This is a genomic window from Mesorhizobium sp. M8A.F.Ca.ET.218.01.1.1, assembly GCF_004791165.1.
In the GTDB taxonomy this organism is placed as follows: Bacteria; Pseudomonadota; Alphaproteobacteria; order Rhizobiales; family Rhizobiaceae; genus Mesorhizobium.
Genome location: NZ_SRUZ01000002.1, coordinates 195,917 through 214,728, shown reverse-complemented (window position 1 = coordinate 214,728; position 18,812 = coordinate 195,917). Strand labels below are relative to the sequence as shown.

Sequence of the window (18,812 nt, the reverse complement as noted above, 5' to 3'; positions counted from 1 at the left end):
ATGCATTGATGCTCGACACCGGGCCTGAGTTTTCGACGAGACTTTTTTCGCATATCGATTTTACCAACGGCGCCGTTGCGGCCGTATCAGGCGGCAGCGACTCGATCGCGCTCCTTCTTCTTCTCAAACAGCATCTCGACAATACCGCGCCGTCCACGAGGCTGCTCGCGATCACGGTCGATCACGGCTTGCGGCAGGGTTCGGCTGGTGAGGCGCAGGCCGTGGCGCAGCTTTGCGTGGAGCGCGGCATCGCCCACCGCATCCTCGCCTGGTCGGGAGAAAAACCATCGACCGGCCTGCCTGCGGCAGCGCGCGAGGCGCGCTACCGGCTGCTCGCCAGCGCCGCCCGGGCGGAGGGCATCGGCCTGATCGTGACCGGACATACATCGGACGACCAGGCCGAGACGGTGCTGATGCGGCGCGATCGCAACGATGCGGGCCGCGATGAAGGACGGGGCCTTGCCGGCATGGCGCCCGCCACCTTGCATGACTGGCGCGACTGGATCGTGCGACCGCTTCTTGGCGTCCGGCGCTCTGTGCTGCGCGATTTCCTGCACCGCCAACAGGTCGGCTGGGCCGAGGACCCGACCAATGCCGATGAAGCCTTCGAGCGGCCGCGCATGCGCGCGGCCCTTGCCGGGGAGGCCGGCGCACAGCGCATGAACGACGCGCTGGCGTTGGCGGCACAGGCGGCCGGCGCCCGCATGCGGCTTGGCGCCAAGGCCGCCTCTCTGGTCGAGCGCTTTGCCAGCCGGCCGGCGACGGGTCTCGTCCGGCTCGACCCGGCCCTGCTCAGCGCCGGCGACGACCAGGCGGCCGTCTACGCGCTGCGCATTCTCCTGGCGACGACAGGCGGGATTGCCTTCCTGCCGGACCAGGCTCGCAGCGAGGCGTTGTTCGCCCGGCTGAAGGCGGGGTTTCTTTGCGCCACATTGTCGCGGACGGTAATCGACTTCCGGCGCGCCGGCATCTTCCTGCGCCGGGAAATGCGGGGCTTGCCGGCGGCAGCGGCAACGGTCGACGCCACCATCTGGGATGGCCGCCGCCAAATCACATTGCACGACGCCAGCGGCGCATTGTTGATCGCCCCATTCGGGGCGTTGGCGGCGAAGCGGCTGGCTGTAGGCCGGGGCGAAACCCCGCCAAGCCTGATGCGCGGGGCATTGGCGGCTGAACCAGGCCTGCTGCAAGCCGTCGAAAAGGCCGGTTCGGCGCCTGATTGGCCGACATCGCAAGGGTTTGCGGCCTCGCCAGTCGTTGCTCCCTTCGCCCGCTTCCTGCCGTCCTTCGATCTGGCCCCGGCGCGCGCCGTCGCCGGGTTGATCGGCGCGGCGCCGTTTCCCGCCTTGCCATTCGCCGGCCACAGTGCCGGTTGATGCTGCGCGAAAGCTTAACCCAGACATGCTGTTCTGCTTGGCAAGGGGGGACGCTCTCCCTATGTTAGGCCCAAGTTTCCTCTCATGATGCTGTCCGCTCGCGGACACCAACGGGACAATTGATGAATCCGAACTATCGCAACCTCGCGCTCTGGGCGATCATAGCGGTCCTGCTCATCGCCCTCTTCAATCTGTTCCAGACGCCGCAGACGCGCGGGGCTTCGAGCGATGTGCCTTATTCGCAGTTCCTGCAGGATGTCGCGGCCGGCCGGGTCAAGACGGTGACCATCGCGGGTGCCCGCATCACCGGCACCTACACCGACAATTCTAGCGGCTTCCAGACCTATTCGCCCGGCGATCCCCAACTGGTCTCGCGGCTGCAGGACAAGAACGTCACCATCAATGCGCGGCCCGAGACCGACGGTTCCAATTCGCTGTTCGGCTACCTGATCTCGTGGCTGCCGATGATCCTCATCCTCGGCGTGTGGATATTCTTCATGCGCCAGATGCAGTCCGGCTCCGGGCGCGCCATGGGCTTCGGCAAGTCGAAGGCCAAGCTCCTGACCGAGGCGCATGGCCGCGTCACCTTCCAGGACGTCGCCGGCGTCGACGAAGCCAAGGAAGATCTTGAAGAGATCGTCGAGTTCCTGCGCGATCCGCAGAAGTTCCAGCGCCTCGGCGGCAAGATTCCGCGCGGCGTGCTGCTGGTCGGTCCTCCCGGCACCGGCAAGACGCTGCTTGCCCGCTCGGTCGCCGGCGAAGCCAACGTGCCGTTCTTCACCATTTCAGGTTCGGATTTCGTCGAGATGTTCGTCGGCGTCGGCGCCAGCCGCGTCCGTGACATGTTCGACCAGGCCAAGAAGAATGCGCCCTGCATCATCTTTATCGACGAAATCGACGCCGTCGGCCGCCATCGCGGTGCCGGTCTCGGCGGCGGCAATGACGAGCGCGAGCAGACGCTGAACCAGTTGCTGGTCGAGATGGACGGCTTCGAATCCAACGAAAGCATCATCCTGATCGCCGCCACCAACCGGCCCGACGTGCTCGATCCGGCGTTGCTGCGTCCCGGCCGTTTCGACCGCCAGGTGGTGGTGCCCAACCCCGACATCGTCGGCCGCGAGAAGATCCTCAAGGTGCATGTGCGCAACGTGCCGCTGGCGCCCAATGTCGACCTCAAGGTCGTCGCTCGTGGTACGCCCGGCTTCTCCGGCGCCGACCTGATGAACCTTGTCAACGAATCCGCGCTGATGGCCGCGCGGCGCAACAAGCGCCTCGTCACCATGGCCGAGTTCGAGGACGCCAAGGACAAGATCATGATGGGCGCCGAGCGCCGCTCGTCGGCCATGACCCAGGCCGAGAAGGAGCTGACCGCCTATCACGAGGCCGGCCACGCCATCCTGGCGCTCAACGTGCCGTCGGCCGATCCGCTGCACAAGGCAACCATCATCCCGCGCGGCCGCGCGCTCGGCATGGTCATGCAGTTGCCGGAAGGCGACCGCTACTCCATGAGCTACAAATACATGGTCTCGCGCCTCGCCATCATGATGGGCGGCCGCGTCGCCGAGGAGTTCAAGTTCGGCAAGGAGAACATCACGTCGGGTGCCTCCTCCGACATCGAGCAGGCGACCAAGCTGGCGCGCGCCATGGTCACGCGCTGGGGCTTCTCCGACAAGCTCGGCCATGTCGCCTATGGCGACAACCAGGAAGAGGTCTTCCTTGGCCATTCGGTGGCGCGCACGCAAAACATCTCGGAAGAGACGGCGCAGATCATCGATGCGGAAGTGCGCCGGCTGATCGACGACGCCTATTCGACGGCGAAGTCGGTGCTGACCAAGAAGAAGAAGGAATGGATCGCGCTGGCGCAAGGCCTGCTCGAATACGAGACACTGTCCGGCGAGGAGATCAAGCAGTTGATCGCAGGGCAGAAGCCCTCGCGCGACCTTGGCGACGACACACCGCCGAGCCGTGGCTCGGCCGTTCCGAAGTCCGGAGGCCGCCGCAAGAAGGGTCCCGAGCCCGAAGGCGGCATGGAGCCGCAACCGCAGGGCTAGAGCGGTTCAGCGTTTGACAATCGCTAACCCGCTCTAACTCTTTGTTTTCACGCAATTCCGGACAGAAAACCGCTACGCACTTTTCCTGGAAATTGCTCCAGAACTCAAGGGGCGCGCCGGACGTACGTTGGAGCGTCACCCCTCGGGCTTGTCCCGATGACCTGCAAACGCAGTTGGCGGTTTCCAACTCATACCCGGCGCCCAGATGTCGCCCGACAGCAGATCCTCGGGACAAGCCCGAGGATCACGGCTCAACGTCTGCGTGAAAAACTGTGAACCGCTTTATCCGCCGTATTCGACTTTTATGATTCAGCTTTCAGCCGCGCATTGCAAAGGCTGTAATAACCGCCGCCCTTCTGGATCCAGCGAAGGCCGTTCAACGTACCCGCCTCCTTGTTGCCGTGGTAACCCTGCAGGCAGGTCTTCATCCGCGCCTTCGCGGGCTTTTCGGTCTTGAACTCGGCGGCGAGGGTGGTCGGGAATGTCACGCCCACCGGCGCTACAGTTGGGGCGACCGCCGCGCTGGTTTCCTTTTTCGGCTGCGGCGTGGTTTCGACCGTATCCGCGCTGACACTCTCGGCGGCGGACGTCGCGCATTTCTCTTTGCGGAAAGCGGCCCAGTCCATGCCGTTCAGAGTGCCGCCTTCCTTGGCTGTCCGGTAATTCTCGCCGCATTCCTTCATGGTCAGTGCGCTTGCAGGGGCGACGTTCCAAGCAACAAATGCGGTCGCAGCCAATACCGCCAATTTCAAACTGTGCATAAGACCCTCCTGGTTGACAATAAGCTTGACGTCCTTTTGTATACGTTTTGTTCTTTATATGTTCAACCAGAATCTTTGCGGATTATCGATGAGCTTGGCGGTGGGCAGTGTAGGCGAATTGATGATGCCGGCAGCCCCCGCGACATGCGTGCAAAGCCGCAGGCGTCTTCGCGCGCAACAAAAAGGCCCGCGCATCTTGCGATGCGCGGGCCTTTGTTTGGAGACTATGGCTACGCGATCAGCCCTTCAGCTTGGCATTGCAGAGGCTGTAGAAGCCGCCGCCCTTCTGGATCCACTTCAGGCCGCCGAGCGCGTTGGCGTCCTTGAGGACATAGTACTGGTCGAGGCAGGTATGCATGCGACCCTTTCCGGGAGTTTCGCTGGCATACTTCGCCGAGATCGCGGACGGGAAGGTGACGCCCTTGGGCGCAACCGTCGTCGGCTTTGCCGGCTCCTTGGTGTAACTGGCCTCGCTCGGGGCGGGCACGGTGTCGTCGTCGGACGCGCTGGCGCCGCATTCAGCCTTGCGGAAGTCGTTCCACTTCATGCCCTTCAGGGTGTTCGCCGTCTTGGCGGCCTGGTACTTGGTGCTGCATTCTGCCATGCTCAGACCCTTGCCAGAAGCAGCGGCCGGAGCTGCCGCCGCCTTGGTGGTCGCCGGTTTGGTGTCGGCGGCAGCGGATGCACCAGCGGCACATTCAGCCTTGCGGAAGTCGTTCCACTTCATGCCGTTCAGCGTGCCGGCGGCCTTGGCCGCCTGGTACTTGGTGCTGCATTCCTTGGCGGTCAGGCCCTTGGCCGGGCTGTCGGCAGCCGCGGCCGCAGCCTTGGTGGTCTTGGCCGGCTTGGTTTCAGTCGCCTTGGTGGTGGCAGCCTTGGTTTCGGTGGTGGCCGCGGCGTCGGTACCGCATTGCGCCTTGCGAAACTGGTTCCAGGTCGCCCCCGCAAGCGTCCCCGCGTCCTTGGCGGCGTTATACTTCGTGCTGCACTCGGCCATCGTCAGCGCGTTGGCTGGCGCGGCCAGGAACAACGTCGCGACCGCGAGGCCGGTGAGAGTGGCAATTCGGTGGATGAGCATAGCGTTTCTCCGTGGCTGAAGCCCATTATACGTCCCAGCGAATCAATAACGCTCAACGGTCGGTTGCGCCAGATTATATATCGCCGGAAATCGCCTTCTAACGACAAGGTGATGAAATCATTTGACCTTACGGCCGCTGAGCCAAGAATTCTCGGGGTGCATCCGCGCTCGATGGCTCGCAAAACTGGTATATTGTGGCGCAACGGTGGCTCGGTAACAGGACGCCACCAGGTTGTGTGCAGTGCACAACAATGATTTTCTAAGGATTGGTAACATATAATCACACAATGTGATCGGGGCACGACGGCCAATTGTGGCATGACGTGCCGGCTAAGGACAATCAGGGATACTGGCTAGCATGGCAGGGAATTACTTCGGCACGGACGGCATTCGCGGGCGCGCCAACAAGTTTCCGATGACCGCCGAAATCGCCATGCGGGTCGGCATGGCCGCTGGCCTTTCGTTCCAGCGCGGCAGCCATCGCCATCGTGTCGTGCTCGGCAAGGACACCAGGCTTTCCGGCTACATGATCGAGAACGCGATGGTGGCCGGCCTTTGCGCCGCCGGCATGGACGTGTTCCTGCTCGGCCCGATCCCGACGCCGGCGGTGGCCATGCTGGTGCGTTCGCTGCGTGCCGATATCGGCGTCATGATCTCGGCTTCGCACAATCCCTATTACGACAACGGCATCAAGCTGTTCGGCCCCGACGGCTACAAGCTCTCCGACGAGATCGAAGAACGCATTGAGAGCATGCTCGACAAGGACATCGAACTGGCGCTCGCCGATTCCGACGGGCTTGGCCGCGCCAAGCGCGTCGATGGCGTGCACGACCGCTATATCGAATTCGCCAAGCGCACCTTGCCGCGCTCGATGTCGCTTTCGGGTCTCAGGATCGTCGTCGACTGCGCCAATGGCGCGGCCTACAAGGTGGCGCCAGAGGCGCTGTGGGAGCTTGGCGCCGAGGTCGTGGCCATCAATGTCGAGCCCAACGGCTTCAACATCAACAGGGAATGCGGTTCGACCCATCCGGCCGGGCTGCAGAAGAAGGTGCATGAAGTGCGCGCCGACATCGGCATCGCGCTCGACGGCGATGCCGACCGCGTCGTCATCGTCGACGAGAACGGGGCCATCGTCGACGGCGACCAGATCATGGCGCTGATTGCCGAATCCTGGCACCAGAGCGGGCGATTGGCCGGCGGTGGCGTCGTTTCGACCGTCATGTCCAATCTCGGCCTTGAACGCTTTCTCGGCGACATGAAGCTGCAATTGCACCGCACCAAGGTCGGCGACCGCTATGTCGTGGAGCATATGCGCGCGCATGGGCTCAATGTCGGCGGCGAGCAGTCGGGTCACATCGTGCTGTCCGACTTTTCGACCACCGGCGACGGTCTGGTCTCGGCGCTGCAGGTGCTGGCCTGCATCAAGCGGCAGGGCCGCCCGGTCAGCGAACTGTCGAAGAAGTTCGAGCCGGTGCCGCAACTGTTGAAGAACGTTCGCATCGCCGGCGGCAAGCCGCTGGAGGAGGCCCTGGTCAAGGCCGCGATCGAAGACGCCCGTCACCGTCTCGGCAAGGCCGGGCGGCTGGTCATCCGCCCATCCGGCACCGAGCCGCTGATCCGTGTCATGGCCGAGGGCGACGATCCGCAACTGGTCGAGGCCGTCGTCAACGACATCGTCGGGGTCATCTCGGAAACCCGCAGCGCCGCCTGACATTCGCCCGCCGGAAGGCGCCGCCGCCTTGCTTGCATCGAAGCCCGCCCCGCCGGCGGGCTTTTTGTTGGCCGGAGAACCGGTTCATTCTGTCGAAATCATCGCCAGATCTCCTGGATTTTAGAGATTCGTGGTTAATCGACAAGGTTAAACGCCTTTTAACTTTTGCAATTCATTATCCACGCCTGAAAGCCAATTTCATTCGGACACGATCGCCGTTCCGAGGGTTTCTAGGGGTGACAAGCATGTTCAATACAGCAAGAAAGGCACTGTTCGCGCTGCTGTTCGCGGGCTTGGCCTGGCCGGTACTCGCAGCTGATCTGCCTGAGCCGCAGGTCGAAGAAGCGCCACCGCCGGTCTATGAGCCTGTCGATGTCGGCGGATGGTATATCCGCGGCGACCTCGACTATCACAAGTCGAAGGTGGGTGACATCGACTACATCACCTATGGGGCCGCGCCTTGCCCGTGCGGACCTCCCGTCGGGGTCGCCGGCAGCAAGAGCTTCGACTACGGCAAGCTCAAGGGCGGCTTCTCGCTCGGCGGCGGCGTCGGCTACAAGATCAATGAACACTTCCGCACCGACCTGACCGCCGATTATTGGTTCAAGTCGAACTTCAACGGCGCCACCTCGGATCTCACCACGACCTCCACCGAAGTGTCGAAGATGAGCGCCTTGCTGCTGCTGGCCAATGCGTATGTCGATATTGGCACCTGGCATGGCATCACGCCCTATGTCGGCGCCGGCATCGGCGGTGCGCGCGTCAAGTGGGATACTGTCTACGATCCGAACACGACCGAGTCCAACCCCGGAACATCCAGCTGGCGCTTCGCCTACGCGGTCATGGCCGGCGCCTCCTACTGTCTGACCGACAAAGTCATCCTCGATGCTGGCTACCGTTTCTCCCATATCCAGGGCGGTCGCATGTTCGAGTATGGTCCAAGCGGCGCCACGCCGGGCGCCGGGCCAGGCTTCGATCACGGCTTCAACACCCACGAAGTGCGCGGTGGCTTGCGCTATCAGTTTGGCGGCAACAACGGGTGCAGTGTACCGGTTGCCTATCAGCCCGAGCCCGAGCCGATCTACACCAAGTAATCGCCTCGAAGTTCCAAGAATTCGTCGACCGCCCGGCATCAGCCGGGCGGTTTTCGTTTGAGATGATCCGGGTTGAGTCCGTTCGAAATCAATTCGCTAACGCTCTGTTAGCCTTAACCGGCACTTAACCACTATGGTTAACAATGCTCCTTGAAACGATGGCTGCCTGCGTGATCGCAGGTGTCGCCAAATCGGGAGTCGGGGACCATGACACTCATATCGCGTATTGCGTTGGCACTTGCCGGATTTGGCCTCTTGCCACTGACATCGGCACTCGCAGCCGATTACGATCCTCCGGTCTATGTCGACCAGGCGCCGGACTATGTGCCGGTCGAGGTCGGCTCCGGATGGTATCTGCGCGGCGACGTCTCCTATCTGGTGCAAAAGAGCTTCAAAAACGGGGATTTCACCTTCCCGTCGGCGATCAACAACGAAAACTTTAGCGAGAGCAACAAAGCGGCCTTCGCGAGCATCGGTTTCGGCTATCATTTCACCGACTATCTGCGCGCCGATCTCAACCTCGGCTATTTGCCCGGTAACGACGTCAGCTTCAGCTATGACGATTCAGCGGTCGTCACGCTGCCGACATTGTCGACCCAGGGATCGGGATCGCTGAAGAACTATGCCTTCTCGGGGATACTCAATGGCTATGTCGATCTCGGCACATATGTCGGAATCACGCCCTATCTCGGCGCCGGCATCGGTGTTGTCCGCAGCAGGCACACGCTTTCGGCGACTTACACGGATAACAATGTCCCCGCCAACAGTTTCAACCTGCAGGACAACAAGACACAGTATTCCTTCGCCTATACGTTGAATGCCGGCCTTGCCTATCAGGTTTCCAAGAACGTTTCCGTCGATCTCGGTTATCAGTATTTCTCGGCCCCCGACGCCGAATATGTGACGGCCGAAAGCCTGACCTCCTTCCCGGTCCACAAGGGAATCAGCAATCACCAGGTCAAGCTGGGGCTGCGCTACGATCTCTGGTAGGTCCCGGACAGATCAGCATTTCGGCGGCGGATCCCTGCGGTCCGCCGTCTGCATTCGAATCACGCGATCCTGATCACGGACATTCTTGTTTGATGCATGTCGTCGACCCAAAACCGCCGGGCACTTTTGGACGACATGCATTTGGTATCCCGGCAGCGACAAAAACTTTCCTCTTGACGCCCGAGGCTTGAACGCATATCGCCGTCCGTGGGCCACCCCTCCCCAACGAGGGGCCACTATCTGGAAGGATAGACCACGATGACGACGCATACGAAGCCCGGATTCCGTCCGGTAAATCCCAATTTTTCCTCAGGTCCCTGCGCAAAACGTCCCGGCTGGTCGGTCGAGGCGCTGAAATCCGCTGCGCTCGGCCGCTCCCACCGCGCCAAGATCGGCAAGACCAAGCTCGAACAGGCGATCGAGCTGACGCGCGAAATCCTGCAAGTTCCGGCGGACTATCGCATCGGCATCGTGCCGGCATCGGACACTGGTGCCGTCGAGATGGCGCTGTGGTCGCTGCTCGGCGAACGCGGCGTCGACATGGTCGCCTGGGAAAGCTTTGGCTCCGGCTGGGTGACCGACGTGGTCAAGCAGTTGAAGCTCGCCGATGTGCGCAAGATCGAGGCCGGCTACGGCGAATTGCCGGATCTGGCCAAGATCGATTTCGACCGCGACGTTGTCTTCACCTGGAACGGCACCACGTCGGGCGTGCGCGTGCCCAACGGTGATTTCATCCCAGCCGATCGCAAGGGCCTGACCATCTGCGACGCGACGTCGGCCGCCTTCGCGCAAAGGCTGGACTTCGAGAAGCTCGATGTCGTGACCTTCTCCTGGCAGAAGGTGCTGGGCGGCGAGGGCGCGCATGGCATGCTGATCCTGTCGCCACGTGCCGTCGCGCGGCTGGAGAGCTACAAGCCTTCATGGCCGTTGCCGAAAATCTTCCGCCTGACCTCGGGCGGCAAGCTGATCGAAGGCATCTTCAAGGGCGAAACCATCAACACGCCATCGATGCTTTGCGTCGAGGACTATCTCGATGCGTTGAACTGGGCGAAGTCGATCGGTGGCCTCGATGCGCTGATTGCCAGGGCGGATGCCAATGCCGCCGTGCTCGACCGGTTCGTGGAAAGCTCATCCTGGCTCGGTCATCTCGCCGTCGCGCCGGCGACACGCTCGAACACGTCGGTCTGTCTGTCCTTCAGCGATCCGGATATCGCGGCGCTCGACGCTGACGGGCAGGCGGCGTTCGCCAAGGGGCTTGTCTCGACGCTCGACAAGGAAGGCGTCGCCTACGACATCGGTTCCTACCGCGATGCCCCACCGGGATTGCGCATCTGGTGCGGCGCAACCGTCGAGACCTCCGATCTCGAAGCGCTGCTGCCCTGGCTCGACTGGGCCTTTGCCAGCCAGAAGGCGTCGCTGAAAGCGGCTGCTTGAGGTACTCCGCGGCGGCCCGAGGGCCGCCCGTTCCCGGATCAATCCCATTTTCAAGGAGGCCGCCATGGCGCCCCGCGTTCTCGTTTCCGACAAACTCTCTCCTACCGCCGTGCAGATCTTCAAGGATCGCGGCGTCGAGGTCGACTATCTGCCCGACCTCGCCAAGGACAAGGAAAAGCTGCTTGAAGTGATCGGCCAGTATGACGGCCTCGCCATCCGCTCGGCGACCAAGGTCACCGAGAAGCTGATCAACGCCGCCACCAGGCTCAAGGTCGTCGGCCGCGCCGGCATCGGCGTCGACAATGTCGATATCCCGGCGGCAAGCCGCAAGGGTATCATCGTGATGAATACGCCCTTCGGCAATTCGATCACGACGGCCGAACACGCCGTGGCGATGATCTTCGCGCTCGCCCGCCAGATACCGGAAGCCAACGCTTCGACCCATGCCGGTAGATGGGAGAAGAACCGCTTCATGGGCGTCGAGATCACCGGCAAGACGCTCGGCGTCATCGGCTGCGGCAACATCGGTTCGATCGTCGCCACACGCGGCGTCGGGCTGAAGATGCATGTCGTCGCCTTCGACCCGTTCCTGTCGGACAAGCGCGCTGAGGAGCTCGGTGTCGACAAGGTGGAACTGGACGAACTCTTCGCCCGCGCCGACTTCATCACGCTGCACACGCCGCTGACCGACAAGACCCGCAACATCATCGATGCGGCCGCCATCGCCAAGATGAAGAACGGCGTGCGCATCATAAACTGCGCCCGTGGCGGGCTGGTGGTCGAAGCCGACCTCGTCGCGGCGCTGAAGAGTGGGAAAGTGGCGGGCGCCGGTATCGACGTGTTCGAGGTCGAACCGGCGGAGCAGAATACGCTGTTCGGCATGGAGAACGTGGTGGCGACGCCGCATCTCGGCGCCTCGACGGCGGAAGCGCAGGAGAATGTCGCGCTGCAGGTCGCCGAGCAGATGGCCGACTACCTGATCAAGGGTGCAGTCTCCAACGCCATAAACATGCCGTCGATCACGGCGGAAGAGGCGCCACGGCTGAAGCCGTTCGTCAAGCTCGCCGAAGTGCTCGGCGCCTTCGTCGGCCAGGTGACCGAGGATCCGATCACCGAGGTCGAGATCCTGTTCGACGGCTCGACCGCGACGATGAACACGCGCGCGCTGATCAGCGCTGCCCTGGCCGGGCTGATCAGGCCGCAGGTCGCCGACGTCAACATGGTCTCGGCGCCGATCATGGTGAAAGAGCGCGGCATCATCGTCGCCGAGGTCAAGCGCGACAAATCGGGCGTCTTCGACGGCTATATCAAGCTGACGGTCAAGACCGAGCACAGGACCCGCTCGATCGCCGGCACCTGCTTCTCCGACGGCAAGCCGCGCTTCATCCAGATCAAGGGCATCAACCTCGACGCCGAGGTCGGCCAGCACATGCTCTACACGACCAATGCCGACGCGCCCGGCATCATCGGCCTGCTCGGTACTGTCTGTGGCGAGAATGGCGTCAACATCGCCAACTTCCAGCTTGGCCGCAATCGGCCGGGGGGCGACGCCATCGCCCTGCTCTATCTCGACGCGCCGTTCCCGGAAAAGGTGCTGGAGCAGGTGCGGGGCCACAAGTCGATCGACTCGGCAAAGCGCCTCCAGTTCGACGTGGGCGGGTTCTAGTCGATCGCTCCGCACACTCAGGGTGATAAGCAAAACCATTACGACGCCCCGTTTGCCGGCATGCATGCGGGGCGTTGCCGTGACCGCTGGAGTGGCCTGGCGGATTGGGCCGTTGCCGGCGGTAGCACGCTTTGGAAACCCGCCTGATGATACGCTCGTTGCTTCAAGCTGCTACAAGGATATCCTCTTTAGCCATCAGTACATTAGCGCATGACGATAAGAAGATGACTGGCCTAATCTAACGATTTTGTGATCTGCTTGACGATCCCGGTTTCTTTCCGCAGGCTGACACCAAGTGATTGGCATGACTTAAAATTAACTGATTTTGTCATGATTTTGCGCGCCCCTTTCGGCGCGCCTCTATTGTTGTCGGGGTGCCTTCGATGGATCGTCACAATACTGTCCGACTGAGCCGCCGTCTTTTTCTGTCTTCGGTTGCGATGTTTACGGTAACGGCAACATCGGCAAGCTTTGCCCGATCCTTGTCGGGCTCGCTGCCTTGGGCGCCGCTGTCGTCCGATCCGCCGATGCAGGTCGTGTCCGGCGGCTGGCAGTTCTTCACGCCGCAGGAAGCCGCGCTCGTCGAGGCCATCGTCGACCGCCTTGTCCCCGCCGACGATCTCTCGATGGGCGGCAAGGAGGCCGGCTGCGCTGTCTATATAGACCGCCAGTTGACGGGCGCGTTCGGAACGTCGAGCCGGCTCTACACAAAAGGACCGTTCCTGCCGGGGTTGCCCACGCAAGGTTACCAGGGCGAAGCCAATCCCGCCCAGCGTTACCGCATCGGCCTTGCCGCCATCGACGCTTTCCTGAAACAGCGCGACGGCAAGACATTCGCCGAGCTCCAGCCGGCGGACCAGGATGCATTCCTGACCGCCATGGAAGCTGGAAAGGTTGACTTGCCAAACGGCGTCAAGGGTCCTGGTTTCTTCGGGCTTCTGCTGCAGAACACGATGGAAGGGTTCTTTGCCGATCCGGTCTATGGCGGCAACAAGGACATGGTCTCGTGGCGCATGCTTGGTTTCCCCGGCGCTCGCTATGACTACCGGGACCACGTCAGCAAGCACAATCAGCCCTATCCGCGGCCGCCCGTCTCCATCGAAGGCAGCCCGGAATGGCTCGTGAAAAGGAGCTGACCATGACGACGATACTGCCTCGCAAGGATGTCGTGATCGTCGGCCTCGGCTGGACAGGGTCCATCCTTGCGCATGAACTCACCGATCAGGGCCTGGACGTTCTGGCCATCGAGCGTGGTCCCTGGCGCGATACGGCAACCGATTTCAACATCGGCTACGCACAGGACGAGTTGCGCTACAGCGTGCGGCGCGACCTGTTCCTGCAGCCTGCCGTGGAAACCCTGACCATGCGCAACGACCCGTCGCAGACGGCGCTGCCGATGCGCGATTTCGGCTCGTTCCTGCTAGGCAACGGTGTCGGTGGCGCCGGGGTGCACTGGAACGGCCACACCTGGCGGTTCTGGGATTCGGATTTTCAGATCAAGACCAACCTGACCAAGAGGTATGGCGCGGCACGGATCGCCGATCTCCAGGTCGAGGACTGGGGCGTGACCGGCGCCGAGATGGAGCCTTATTACGACCAGTTCGAATATCTGGCGGGCATCTCGGGCAAAGCCGGCAACATCAAGGGGCAGCTACAGGAAGGCGGCAATCCGTTCGAGGATCCGAGGTCGCGGGACTATCCGAACCCGCCGATGGAGATGACCTACGCGCCGACCCTGTTCGCCAATGCCGGCCGGTCCATGGGATTGCACCCGTTCCCGACACCGTCCGCCAACATGTCACGGACCTATGTCAATCCGCTCGGCATCACCATGGGGCAGTGCACCTATTGCGGATTCTGCGAGCGGTTCGGCTGCGCCAACTATTCCAAATCCAGCGCCCAGACCACCATCCTTCCCGTCCTGATGAAGAAGGCCAATTTCGAGGTCCGGACCGACAGCGAGGTGCTGCATGTCGATCTTGCCGCCGGCGGCAAGTCGGCGCGCGGCGTAACCTATGTCGATACGTCGGGACAGGAATTCTTCCAGCCGGCCGATCTCGTGCTTCTGTGCGCCTACGGCCTGCACAATGCCCGGCTGATGATGCTGTCGGGCATCGGCAGGATCTATGATCCCGCTACCGGCGAGGGCACGGTCGGCCGCAACTACTGCTACCAGACCAACGCCGGCGTGCAGGTGTTCTTCGATGACAAGAACTTCAATCCGTTCATTGCCGCGGGCGCGCTCGGTCAGACGATCGACGACTATAATGGCGACGCCTTCGACCACGGCGGGCTCGATTTCGTCGGCGGCGCGGGCATAAACTGCATCCCCACCAATGGACGTCCCATTGGGACCCGGCCGACGCTGCCGGGCACGCCGAAGTGGGGCAGCGCCTGGAAGAAGGCGACCGTCGCGGGCTACAAAAGCACTCTCGGCTTCTCCTCGCAGGGCAGCAGCTCCGCGACACGCACCAACTACCTCGACCTCGACCCGACCTACAAGGATCGCTTCGGCCGGCCGCTTATGCGCATGACCTTCGATTTTCCCGACAACGATATCAGGATGTCGAATTACCTCTGCGACCGGATGGAGGAAATTGCAAAGACGCTTGGCGGCAAGCAATACAATGTCGGCCGTCGCAAAAAGGGCTGGGACAGCGTCCCTTATCAAAGCACCCACAATACTGGCGGCGCCATCATGGGAACCGACCCGAAGAGGAGCGCGGTCAACACCTTCTTGCAAAGCTGGGATGTGCCCAACGTCTTCGTCATCGGCGCGTCGGCCTTTCCGCAGAATGCCGGCAAGAATCCGACCGGAACGGTCGGCGCGCTCGCCTACCGCGCCGCTGACGGCATCCGCAATCATTATCTTCGCAATCCCGGCGCCCCGTTGGTGCAGGCATGAGGACGCTCGCTGCCGGCGCCGGCGCGGCCCTGCTGGCGATCACGCCTGCACTTGCCGCCGATCAGGCGGACCAGATCATCCGCGGCCAATACCAGGCGGTGCTCGGCGATTGCGCGGGCTGTCATACGAGGCCGGGGGGCAAGCCGCTGGCCGGCGGCCTGTCGCTCGAAACGCCCTTCGGCGCACTGGTGCCGCCCAACATCACGCCCGACCACGAGACGGGCATCGGCAATTGGTCGGAGATCGATTTCCGCAACATGATGAAGACGGGCGTCGGCCACGATGGCGTGCGGCTCTATCCCGCCATGCCGTATCCCGCCTATACCAGGATGACCGAGCAGGACATCTCCGACCTGTGGGCCTACATGACCACGGTCGAGCCGGTCGCGAACAAGGTCGAGGCGAACCAGTTGCCGTTCCCGTTGAACATCCGGCTGGCGATGTGGGGCTGGAATCTCCTGAACTTCAGCGAGGCGGGCTTCCAGGCCGATCCCTCCAAGTCGGCGGAGTGGAATCGCGGCGCCTATATCGTCCAGGGGGCCGGGCACTGCGGGACCTGCCATACGCCCAAATCCTTCCTGGGCGCCGATCAGGACTCCAGCTTCCTGCAAGGGGCGTCGCTGCAGGGCTGGTTCGCCCCCGACATCACCAACAATGCTCAATCCGGCCTTGGCAAATGGTCGCAAGAGGATGTGGTCGCTTACCTCAAGACCGGCGTCAACGCGCATTCGATCGCGTCCGGTCCGATGGCCGAGGCGATCGAGAACTCGACCTCCAAAATGACGGATCCCGACCTAAAGGCCGTGGCCGTCTATCTCAAGAACCTGGGGTCGGACACCGGCAGTGCGCAGGCGCCCAAGCCCGACGAAGCGCGGATGGTGGCGGGCGAGGCGATCTACCGCGACAATTGTTCGGCCTGCCATGGCGGCGACGGCGCCGGGGCCGGCGCGTTGTTCCCCACCCTCATCGGCAATTCCATCGTCGCGCAGGGCAATCCCGAGACGCTTGCGCGCGTCGTTCTTGCCGGAAGCCAGGCGGTGCACACGACTGGTGCTCCGACCACGCCTTCGATGCCCTCGCTGGCATGGCGGCTGAAGGACCAGGAAATCGCCGACGTGCTGACCTATGTGCGCGGCAGCTGGGGCAATTCCGCGCCGGCGGTCTCGTCCGACGATATCGCGGCGGTGCGCAAGGAATTGGTGCCGTAGCCTGCATTCCGGGCTGGATTTCGATATCGTTGCGAAAGCCGAACGATTGACTGACGGCGGCTCTATCGGCGGTTCAGCATCGTCTTTCGTCCGCTGTATTCGGCGAGCCAGATGCCGCCCAGAACGAGGACCAGCGCCAGCGCCTGATAGAGCTGGAAAGTCTCGCCCACGATCAGCACCGAAAGCAGCGTGCCGAAGATCGGCACTAGATTGATGAACAGGCCGGCGCGGTTGGCGCCGATCAGCTCGTTGCCCCTGATATAGGTAATCTGCGAGATCACCGAAGCGCCGATCGCCGTATAGACGATGACCGTCCAGCCGCGCGCATCGGGCACGATCACCTTGCCGGCGGCGGCCTCCCACAGGAAAAAGGGCAATGAGGTGATGAGTGCCGCGAACGACATGGCCAGCATCAGGCTCTGCCAGCGCATCGCCGGCTTCAGCCGCAACCCGACCGAATAGCCGCTGTAGAGGACGACCGCGACCAGCATGATGGCGTCGCCGAAATTGAGTTCCAGCGTCAGCAGCCGGCGTGGATCGCCATGGCAGGCCGTCAGGATGACGCCGAAGATGGTCAGCACCACGCCGGCGATCTGCGCCCAGTTCACGCGCAGGCGGAAGAAAACGAAATTGGCTGTCATGATCAGGATCGGCATCGCCGCCTGCTCGATAGAGACATTGATTGCCGTGGTGTAATTGAGCGCGGTGTAGAAAATGGTGTTGAACAGGGTGAAGCCGCTGGCGCCCAGCGCCGCCAGCACGATCCAGTGCCTGCGCACGACAGGCCAATCCTCCTGGATCGTGCGCCAGCCGATCGGCAGTAGGATTGCCACGGCCAGCATCCAGCGCAGGAAGACCAGCGTCATCGGCGAGACGTGGTCGACCGCCAGCTTGCCGGCCACCGAATTGCCGCCCCACAGCAAGGTGGTGAGCAGCAGGAACATGTAGGCGCTTCGATGCATCGCGGGCTTCCGGCCGCGGGATGAGTTGCGGTGTTTGCCGGCCTATTGCCCCCGTCAGTCCAAGTAAATGATGTCAAAGCCGAAAATTGTTGTGCCTCAGGGCATTTTCGGCGGCAAAGAAAGGTCGCACTCGCGAGGTCTTGACGCTATAGAGGCCTGTCGTTTCGAACCATATCCAAGCCGCGCGGCGGCGTCTCAAGGGAAAAGAAACATGGCCAATGTGGTGGTCGTCGGCTCGCAGTGGGGCGACGAAGGCAAGGGCAAGATCGTCGACTGGCTGTCGGAGCGCGCCGATGTCGTCGTGCGTTTCCAGGGCGGCCACAATGCCGGCCACACGCTGGTCGTCGACGGCAAGGTCTACAAGCTGTCGCTGCTGCCTTCCGGCGTCGTGCGGGAAGGCAAGCTGTCCATCATCGGCAATGGCGTGGTCTTCGATCCGCATGCTTTCGTCGCCGAAGTGGAGAAACTGAAGGGCCAAGGCGTGGACGTGACGCCGGATCGCCTGAAAATAGCCGAAAACACGGCGCTTATCCTGTCCGTACACCGGGAGCTGGACGGATTCCGCGAGGATGCCGCTTCGAATTCCGGAACGAAGATTGGCACGACCCGGCGCGGGATCGGCCCCGCCTACGAGGACAAGGTGGGCCGCCGCGCGGTTCGGGTGATGGATCTGGCGGATTTGGAAACTTTGCCTCTGAAGGTCGACAGGCTGCTGACGCACCACAATGCGCTGCGTCGCGGGCTCGGCCATGGCGAAGTCACGCATGACGCGATCATGCAGGAATTGACCTCGGTCGCGAACGACATCCTCCCCTACATGGACCGCGTCTGGAAGGTGCTCGACGACAAGCGCCGCGCCGGCGAGCGCATCCTGTTCGAGGGCGCGCAAGGCACGCTGCTCGACATCGACCACGGCACCTATCCGTTCGTCACCTCGTCCAACACGGTCGCCGGACAGGCGGCCGCCGGCTCCGGCGTCGGTCCGGGCGCCATCGGCTACGTGCTCGGCATCACCAAGGCCTACACCACGCGGGTCGGCGAAGGTCCGTTCCCGACCGAGCAGAAGAACGAGATCGGCGAGTTCCTCGGCACGCGCGGCCATGAATTCGGTGTCGTCACCGGGCGCAAGCGCCGCTGCGGCTGGTTCGACGCGGTGCTGGTGCGCCAGGCGGTTGCCGTCAACGGCATCAAGGGCATCGCGCTGACCAAGCTCGACGTGCTCGACGGGCTGGACGAGATCAAGGTCTGTACCGGCTACAGGCTCGACGGCGAGACGATCGACTATCTGCCGGCAAGCCAGGGCGCGCAGGCCCGCGTGGAACCCATCTACGAAACGCTGGAAGGCTGGAAAGGCACCACCGCCGGCGCGCGCAGCTGGAACGATCTACCGGCCCAGGCGGTCAAATATGTCCGGTACATAGAGGAGTTGATCGGCGCGCCGGTCGCACTCCTCTCCACCAGCCCGGAACGGGACGACACGATACTTGTGACCGATCCGTTTCAAGACTAGTTTCTGAAGCCTTTCCGGGCATCGCGGCTGATTTGCGGGGGCCGGCGCGGAGGCAAACTACAGGTC

The 18,812-nt window shown here is 62.7% G+C and carries 14 protein-coding genes; 11 read left to right on the top strand and 3 right to left on the bottom strand.

Annotation, left to right across the window (positions count from 1 at the left end):
• Nucleotides 1–8: 8 nt before the first annotated feature.
• On the top strand, nt 9–1,376 hold the full coding sequence (tilS, locus tag EN861_RS07440) for a tRNA lysidine(34) synthetase TilS (RefSeq protein WP_135863190.1): 1,368 nt from the start codon (nt 9–11) through the stop codon (nt 1,374–1,376).
• Between the two features lie 122 nt (nt 1,377–1,498).
• Nucleotides 1,499–3,427, top strand: coding sequence for an ATP-dependent zinc metalloprotease FtsH (gene ftsH / locus EN861_RS07435; RefSeq protein WP_127279662.1), 1,929 nt, complete (start codon nt 1,499–1,501; stop codon nt 3,425–3,427).
• A gap of 302 nt (nt 3,428–3,729) precedes the next feature.
• On the opposite strand, the gene EN861_RS07430 is transcribed toward ftsH, so the two are convergent.
• Both EN861_RS07430 and EN861_RS07425 read right to left on the bottom strand, forming a co-directional pair.
• Nucleotides 3,730–4,188 (bottom strand): hypothetical protein, encoded by a 459-nt coding sequence (locus tag EN861_RS07430; protein WP_127279663.1) that lies wholly within the window; start codon nt 4,186–4,188, stop codon nt 3,730–3,732.
• 238 nt (nt 4,189–4,426) lie between these two features.
• Nucleotides 4,427–5,266 (bottom strand): hypothetical protein, encoded by an 840-nt coding sequence (locus EN861_RS07425; protein WP_127279664.1) that lies wholly within the window; start codon nt 5,264–5,266, stop codon nt 4,427–4,429.
• Nucleotides 5,267–5,624: 358 nt separating this feature from the next.
• On the opposite strand from EN861_RS07425, the gene glmM reads away from it, so the two are divergent.
• The 8 genes from glmM (at nt 5,625) to EN861_RS07385 (ending at nt 16,274) form a co-directional block, all read left to right on the top strand.
• The gene (gene glmM, locus EN861_RS07420; RefSeq protein WP_127279665.1) at nt 5,625–6,977 is read left to right on the top strand and encodes a phosphoglucosamine mutase; all 1,353 of its coding nucleotides are present in this window, start codon (nt 5,625–5,627) and stop codon (nt 6,975–6,977) included.
• A 245-nt stretch (nt 6,978–7,222) separates the two neighbouring features.
• Nucleotides 7,223–8,071 carry an outer membrane protein gene (locus EN861_RS07415; protein ID WP_135863188.1) on the top strand — a complete coding sequence of 283 codons (849 nt, stop codon included), beginning with the start codon at nt 7,223–7,225 and terminating at the stop codon, nt 8,069–8,071.
• A gap of 207 nt (nt 8,072–8,278) precedes the next feature.
• Nucleotides 8,279–9,061, top strand: a complete 783-nt coding sequence (locus EN861_RS07410; RefSeq protein WP_127281137.1) for an outer membrane protein — start codon at nt 8,279–8,281, stop codon at nt 9,059–9,061.
• 258 nt (nt 9,062–9,319) lie between these two features.
• Nucleotides 9,320–10,495 (top strand): phosphoserine transaminase, encoded by a 1,176-nt coding sequence (locus EN861_RS07405; RefSeq protein ID WP_127279678.1) that lies wholly within the window; start codon nt 9,320–9,322, stop codon nt 10,493–10,495.
• Between the two features lie 64 nt (nt 10,496–10,559).
• Nucleotides 10,560–12,161, top strand: a complete 1,602-nt coding sequence (gene serA / locus EN861_RS07400; protein WP_135863186.1) for a phosphoglycerate dehydrogenase — start codon at nt 10,560–10,562, stop codon at nt 12,159–12,161.
• Between the two features lie 527 nt (nt 12,162–12,688).
• Nucleotides 12,689–13,297: a gluconate 2-dehydrogenase subunit 3 family protein gene (locus EN861_RS07395; protein WP_245464451.1), complete on the top strand. Its 609-nt coding sequence runs from the start codon at nt 12,689–12,691 to the stop codon at nt 13,295–13,297.
• A 2-nt stretch (nt 13,298–13,299) separates the two neighbouring features.
• Nucleotides 13,300–15,066, top strand: coding sequence for a GMC family oxidoreductase (locus tag EN861_RS07390; protein WP_135863184.1), 1,767 nt, complete (start codon nt 13,300–13,302; stop codon nt 15,064–15,066).
• Nucleotides 15,063–16,274: a cytochrome c gene (locus tag EN861_RS07385; protein ID WP_135863182.1), complete on the top strand. Its 1,212-nt coding sequence runs from the start codon at nt 15,063–15,065 to the stop codon at nt 16,272–16,274. Before EN861_RS07390 ends, EN861_RS07385 begins: the two co-directional genes overlap by 4 nt.
• Before the next feature lie 62 nt (nt 16,275–16,336).
• Here the strand turns inward: EN861_RS07385 and EN861_RS07380 are convergent, their stop codons facing one another.
• Nucleotides 16,337–17,236 (bottom strand): DMT family transporter, encoded by a 900-nt coding sequence (locus EN861_RS07380; RefSeq protein WP_127872119.1) that lies wholly within the window; start codon nt 17,234–17,236, stop codon nt 16,337–16,339.
• A 211-nt stretch (nt 17,237–17,447) separates the two neighbouring features.
• On the opposite strand from EN861_RS07380, the gene EN861_RS07375 reads away from it, so the two are divergent.
• Nucleotides 17,448–18,746, top strand: a complete 1,299-nt coding sequence (locus EN861_RS07375) for an adenylosuccinate synthase (protein WP_127279499.1) — start codon at nt 17,448–17,450, stop codon at nt 18,744–18,746.
• Nucleotides 18,747–18,812: the final 66 nt, after the last annotated feature.

What these genes read in the sequence shown, in the direction of transcription:
- EN861_RS07410 (WP_127281137.1), top strand. Translation starts at nt 8,279, where the DNA reads ATGACACTCATATCGCGTATTGCGTTGGCACTTGCCGGATTTGGCCTC.
- serA (WP_135863186.1), top strand. Translation starts at nt 10,560, where the DNA reads ATGGCGCCCCGCGTTCTCGTTTCCGACAAACTCTCTCCTACCGCCGTG.
- tilS (WP_135863190.1), top strand. Translation starts at nt 9, where the DNA reads ATGCTCGACACCGGGCCTGAGTTTTCGACGAGACTTTTTTCGCATATC.
- EN861_RS07405 (WP_127279678.1), top strand. Translation starts at nt 9,320, where the DNA reads ATGACGACGCATACGAAGCCCGGATTCCGTCCGGTAAATCCCAATTTT.
- EN861_RS07395 (WP_245464451.1), top strand. Translation starts at nt 12,689, where the DNA reads ATGCAGGTCGTGTCCGGCGGCTGGCAGTTCTTCACGCCGCAGGAAGCC.
- EN861_RS07425 (WP_127279664.1), bottom strand. Translation starts at nt 5,266, where the DNA reads ATGCTCATCCACCGAATTGCCACTCTCACCGGCCTCGCGGTCGCGACG.
- EN861_RS07375 (WP_127279499.1), top strand. Translation starts at nt 17,448, where the DNA reads ATGGCCAATGTGGTGGTCGTCGGCTCGCAGTGGGGCGACGAAGGCAAG.
- EN861_RS07380 (WP_127872119.1), bottom strand. Translation starts at nt 17,236, where the DNA reads ATGCATCGAAGCGCCTACATGTTCCTGCTGCTCACCACCTTGCTGTGG.
- EN861_RS07390 (WP_135863184.1), top strand. Translation starts at nt 13,300, where the DNA reads ATGACGACGATACTGCCTCGCAAGGATGTCGTGATCGTCGGCCTCGGC.
- EN861_RS07430 (WP_127279663.1), bottom strand. Translation starts at nt 4,188, where the DNA reads ATGCACAGTTTGAAATTGGCGGTATTGGCTGCGACCGCATTTGTTGCT.
- EN861_RS07385 (WP_135863182.1), top strand. Translation starts at nt 15,063, where the DNA reads ATGAGGACGCTCGCTGCCGGCGCCGGCGCGGCCCTGCTGGCGATCACG.
- ftsH (WP_127279662.1), top strand. Translation starts at nt 1,499, where the DNA reads ATGAATCCGAACTATCGCAACCTCGCGCTCTGGGCGATCATAGCGGTC.
- EN861_RS07415 (WP_135863188.1), top strand. Translation starts at nt 7,223, where the DNA reads ATGTTCAATACAGCAAGAAAGGCACTGTTCGCGCTGCTGTTCGCGGGC.
- glmM (WP_127279665.1), top strand. Translation starts at nt 5,625, where the DNA reads ATGGCAGGGAATTACTTCGGCACGGACGGCATTCGCGGGCGCGCCAAC.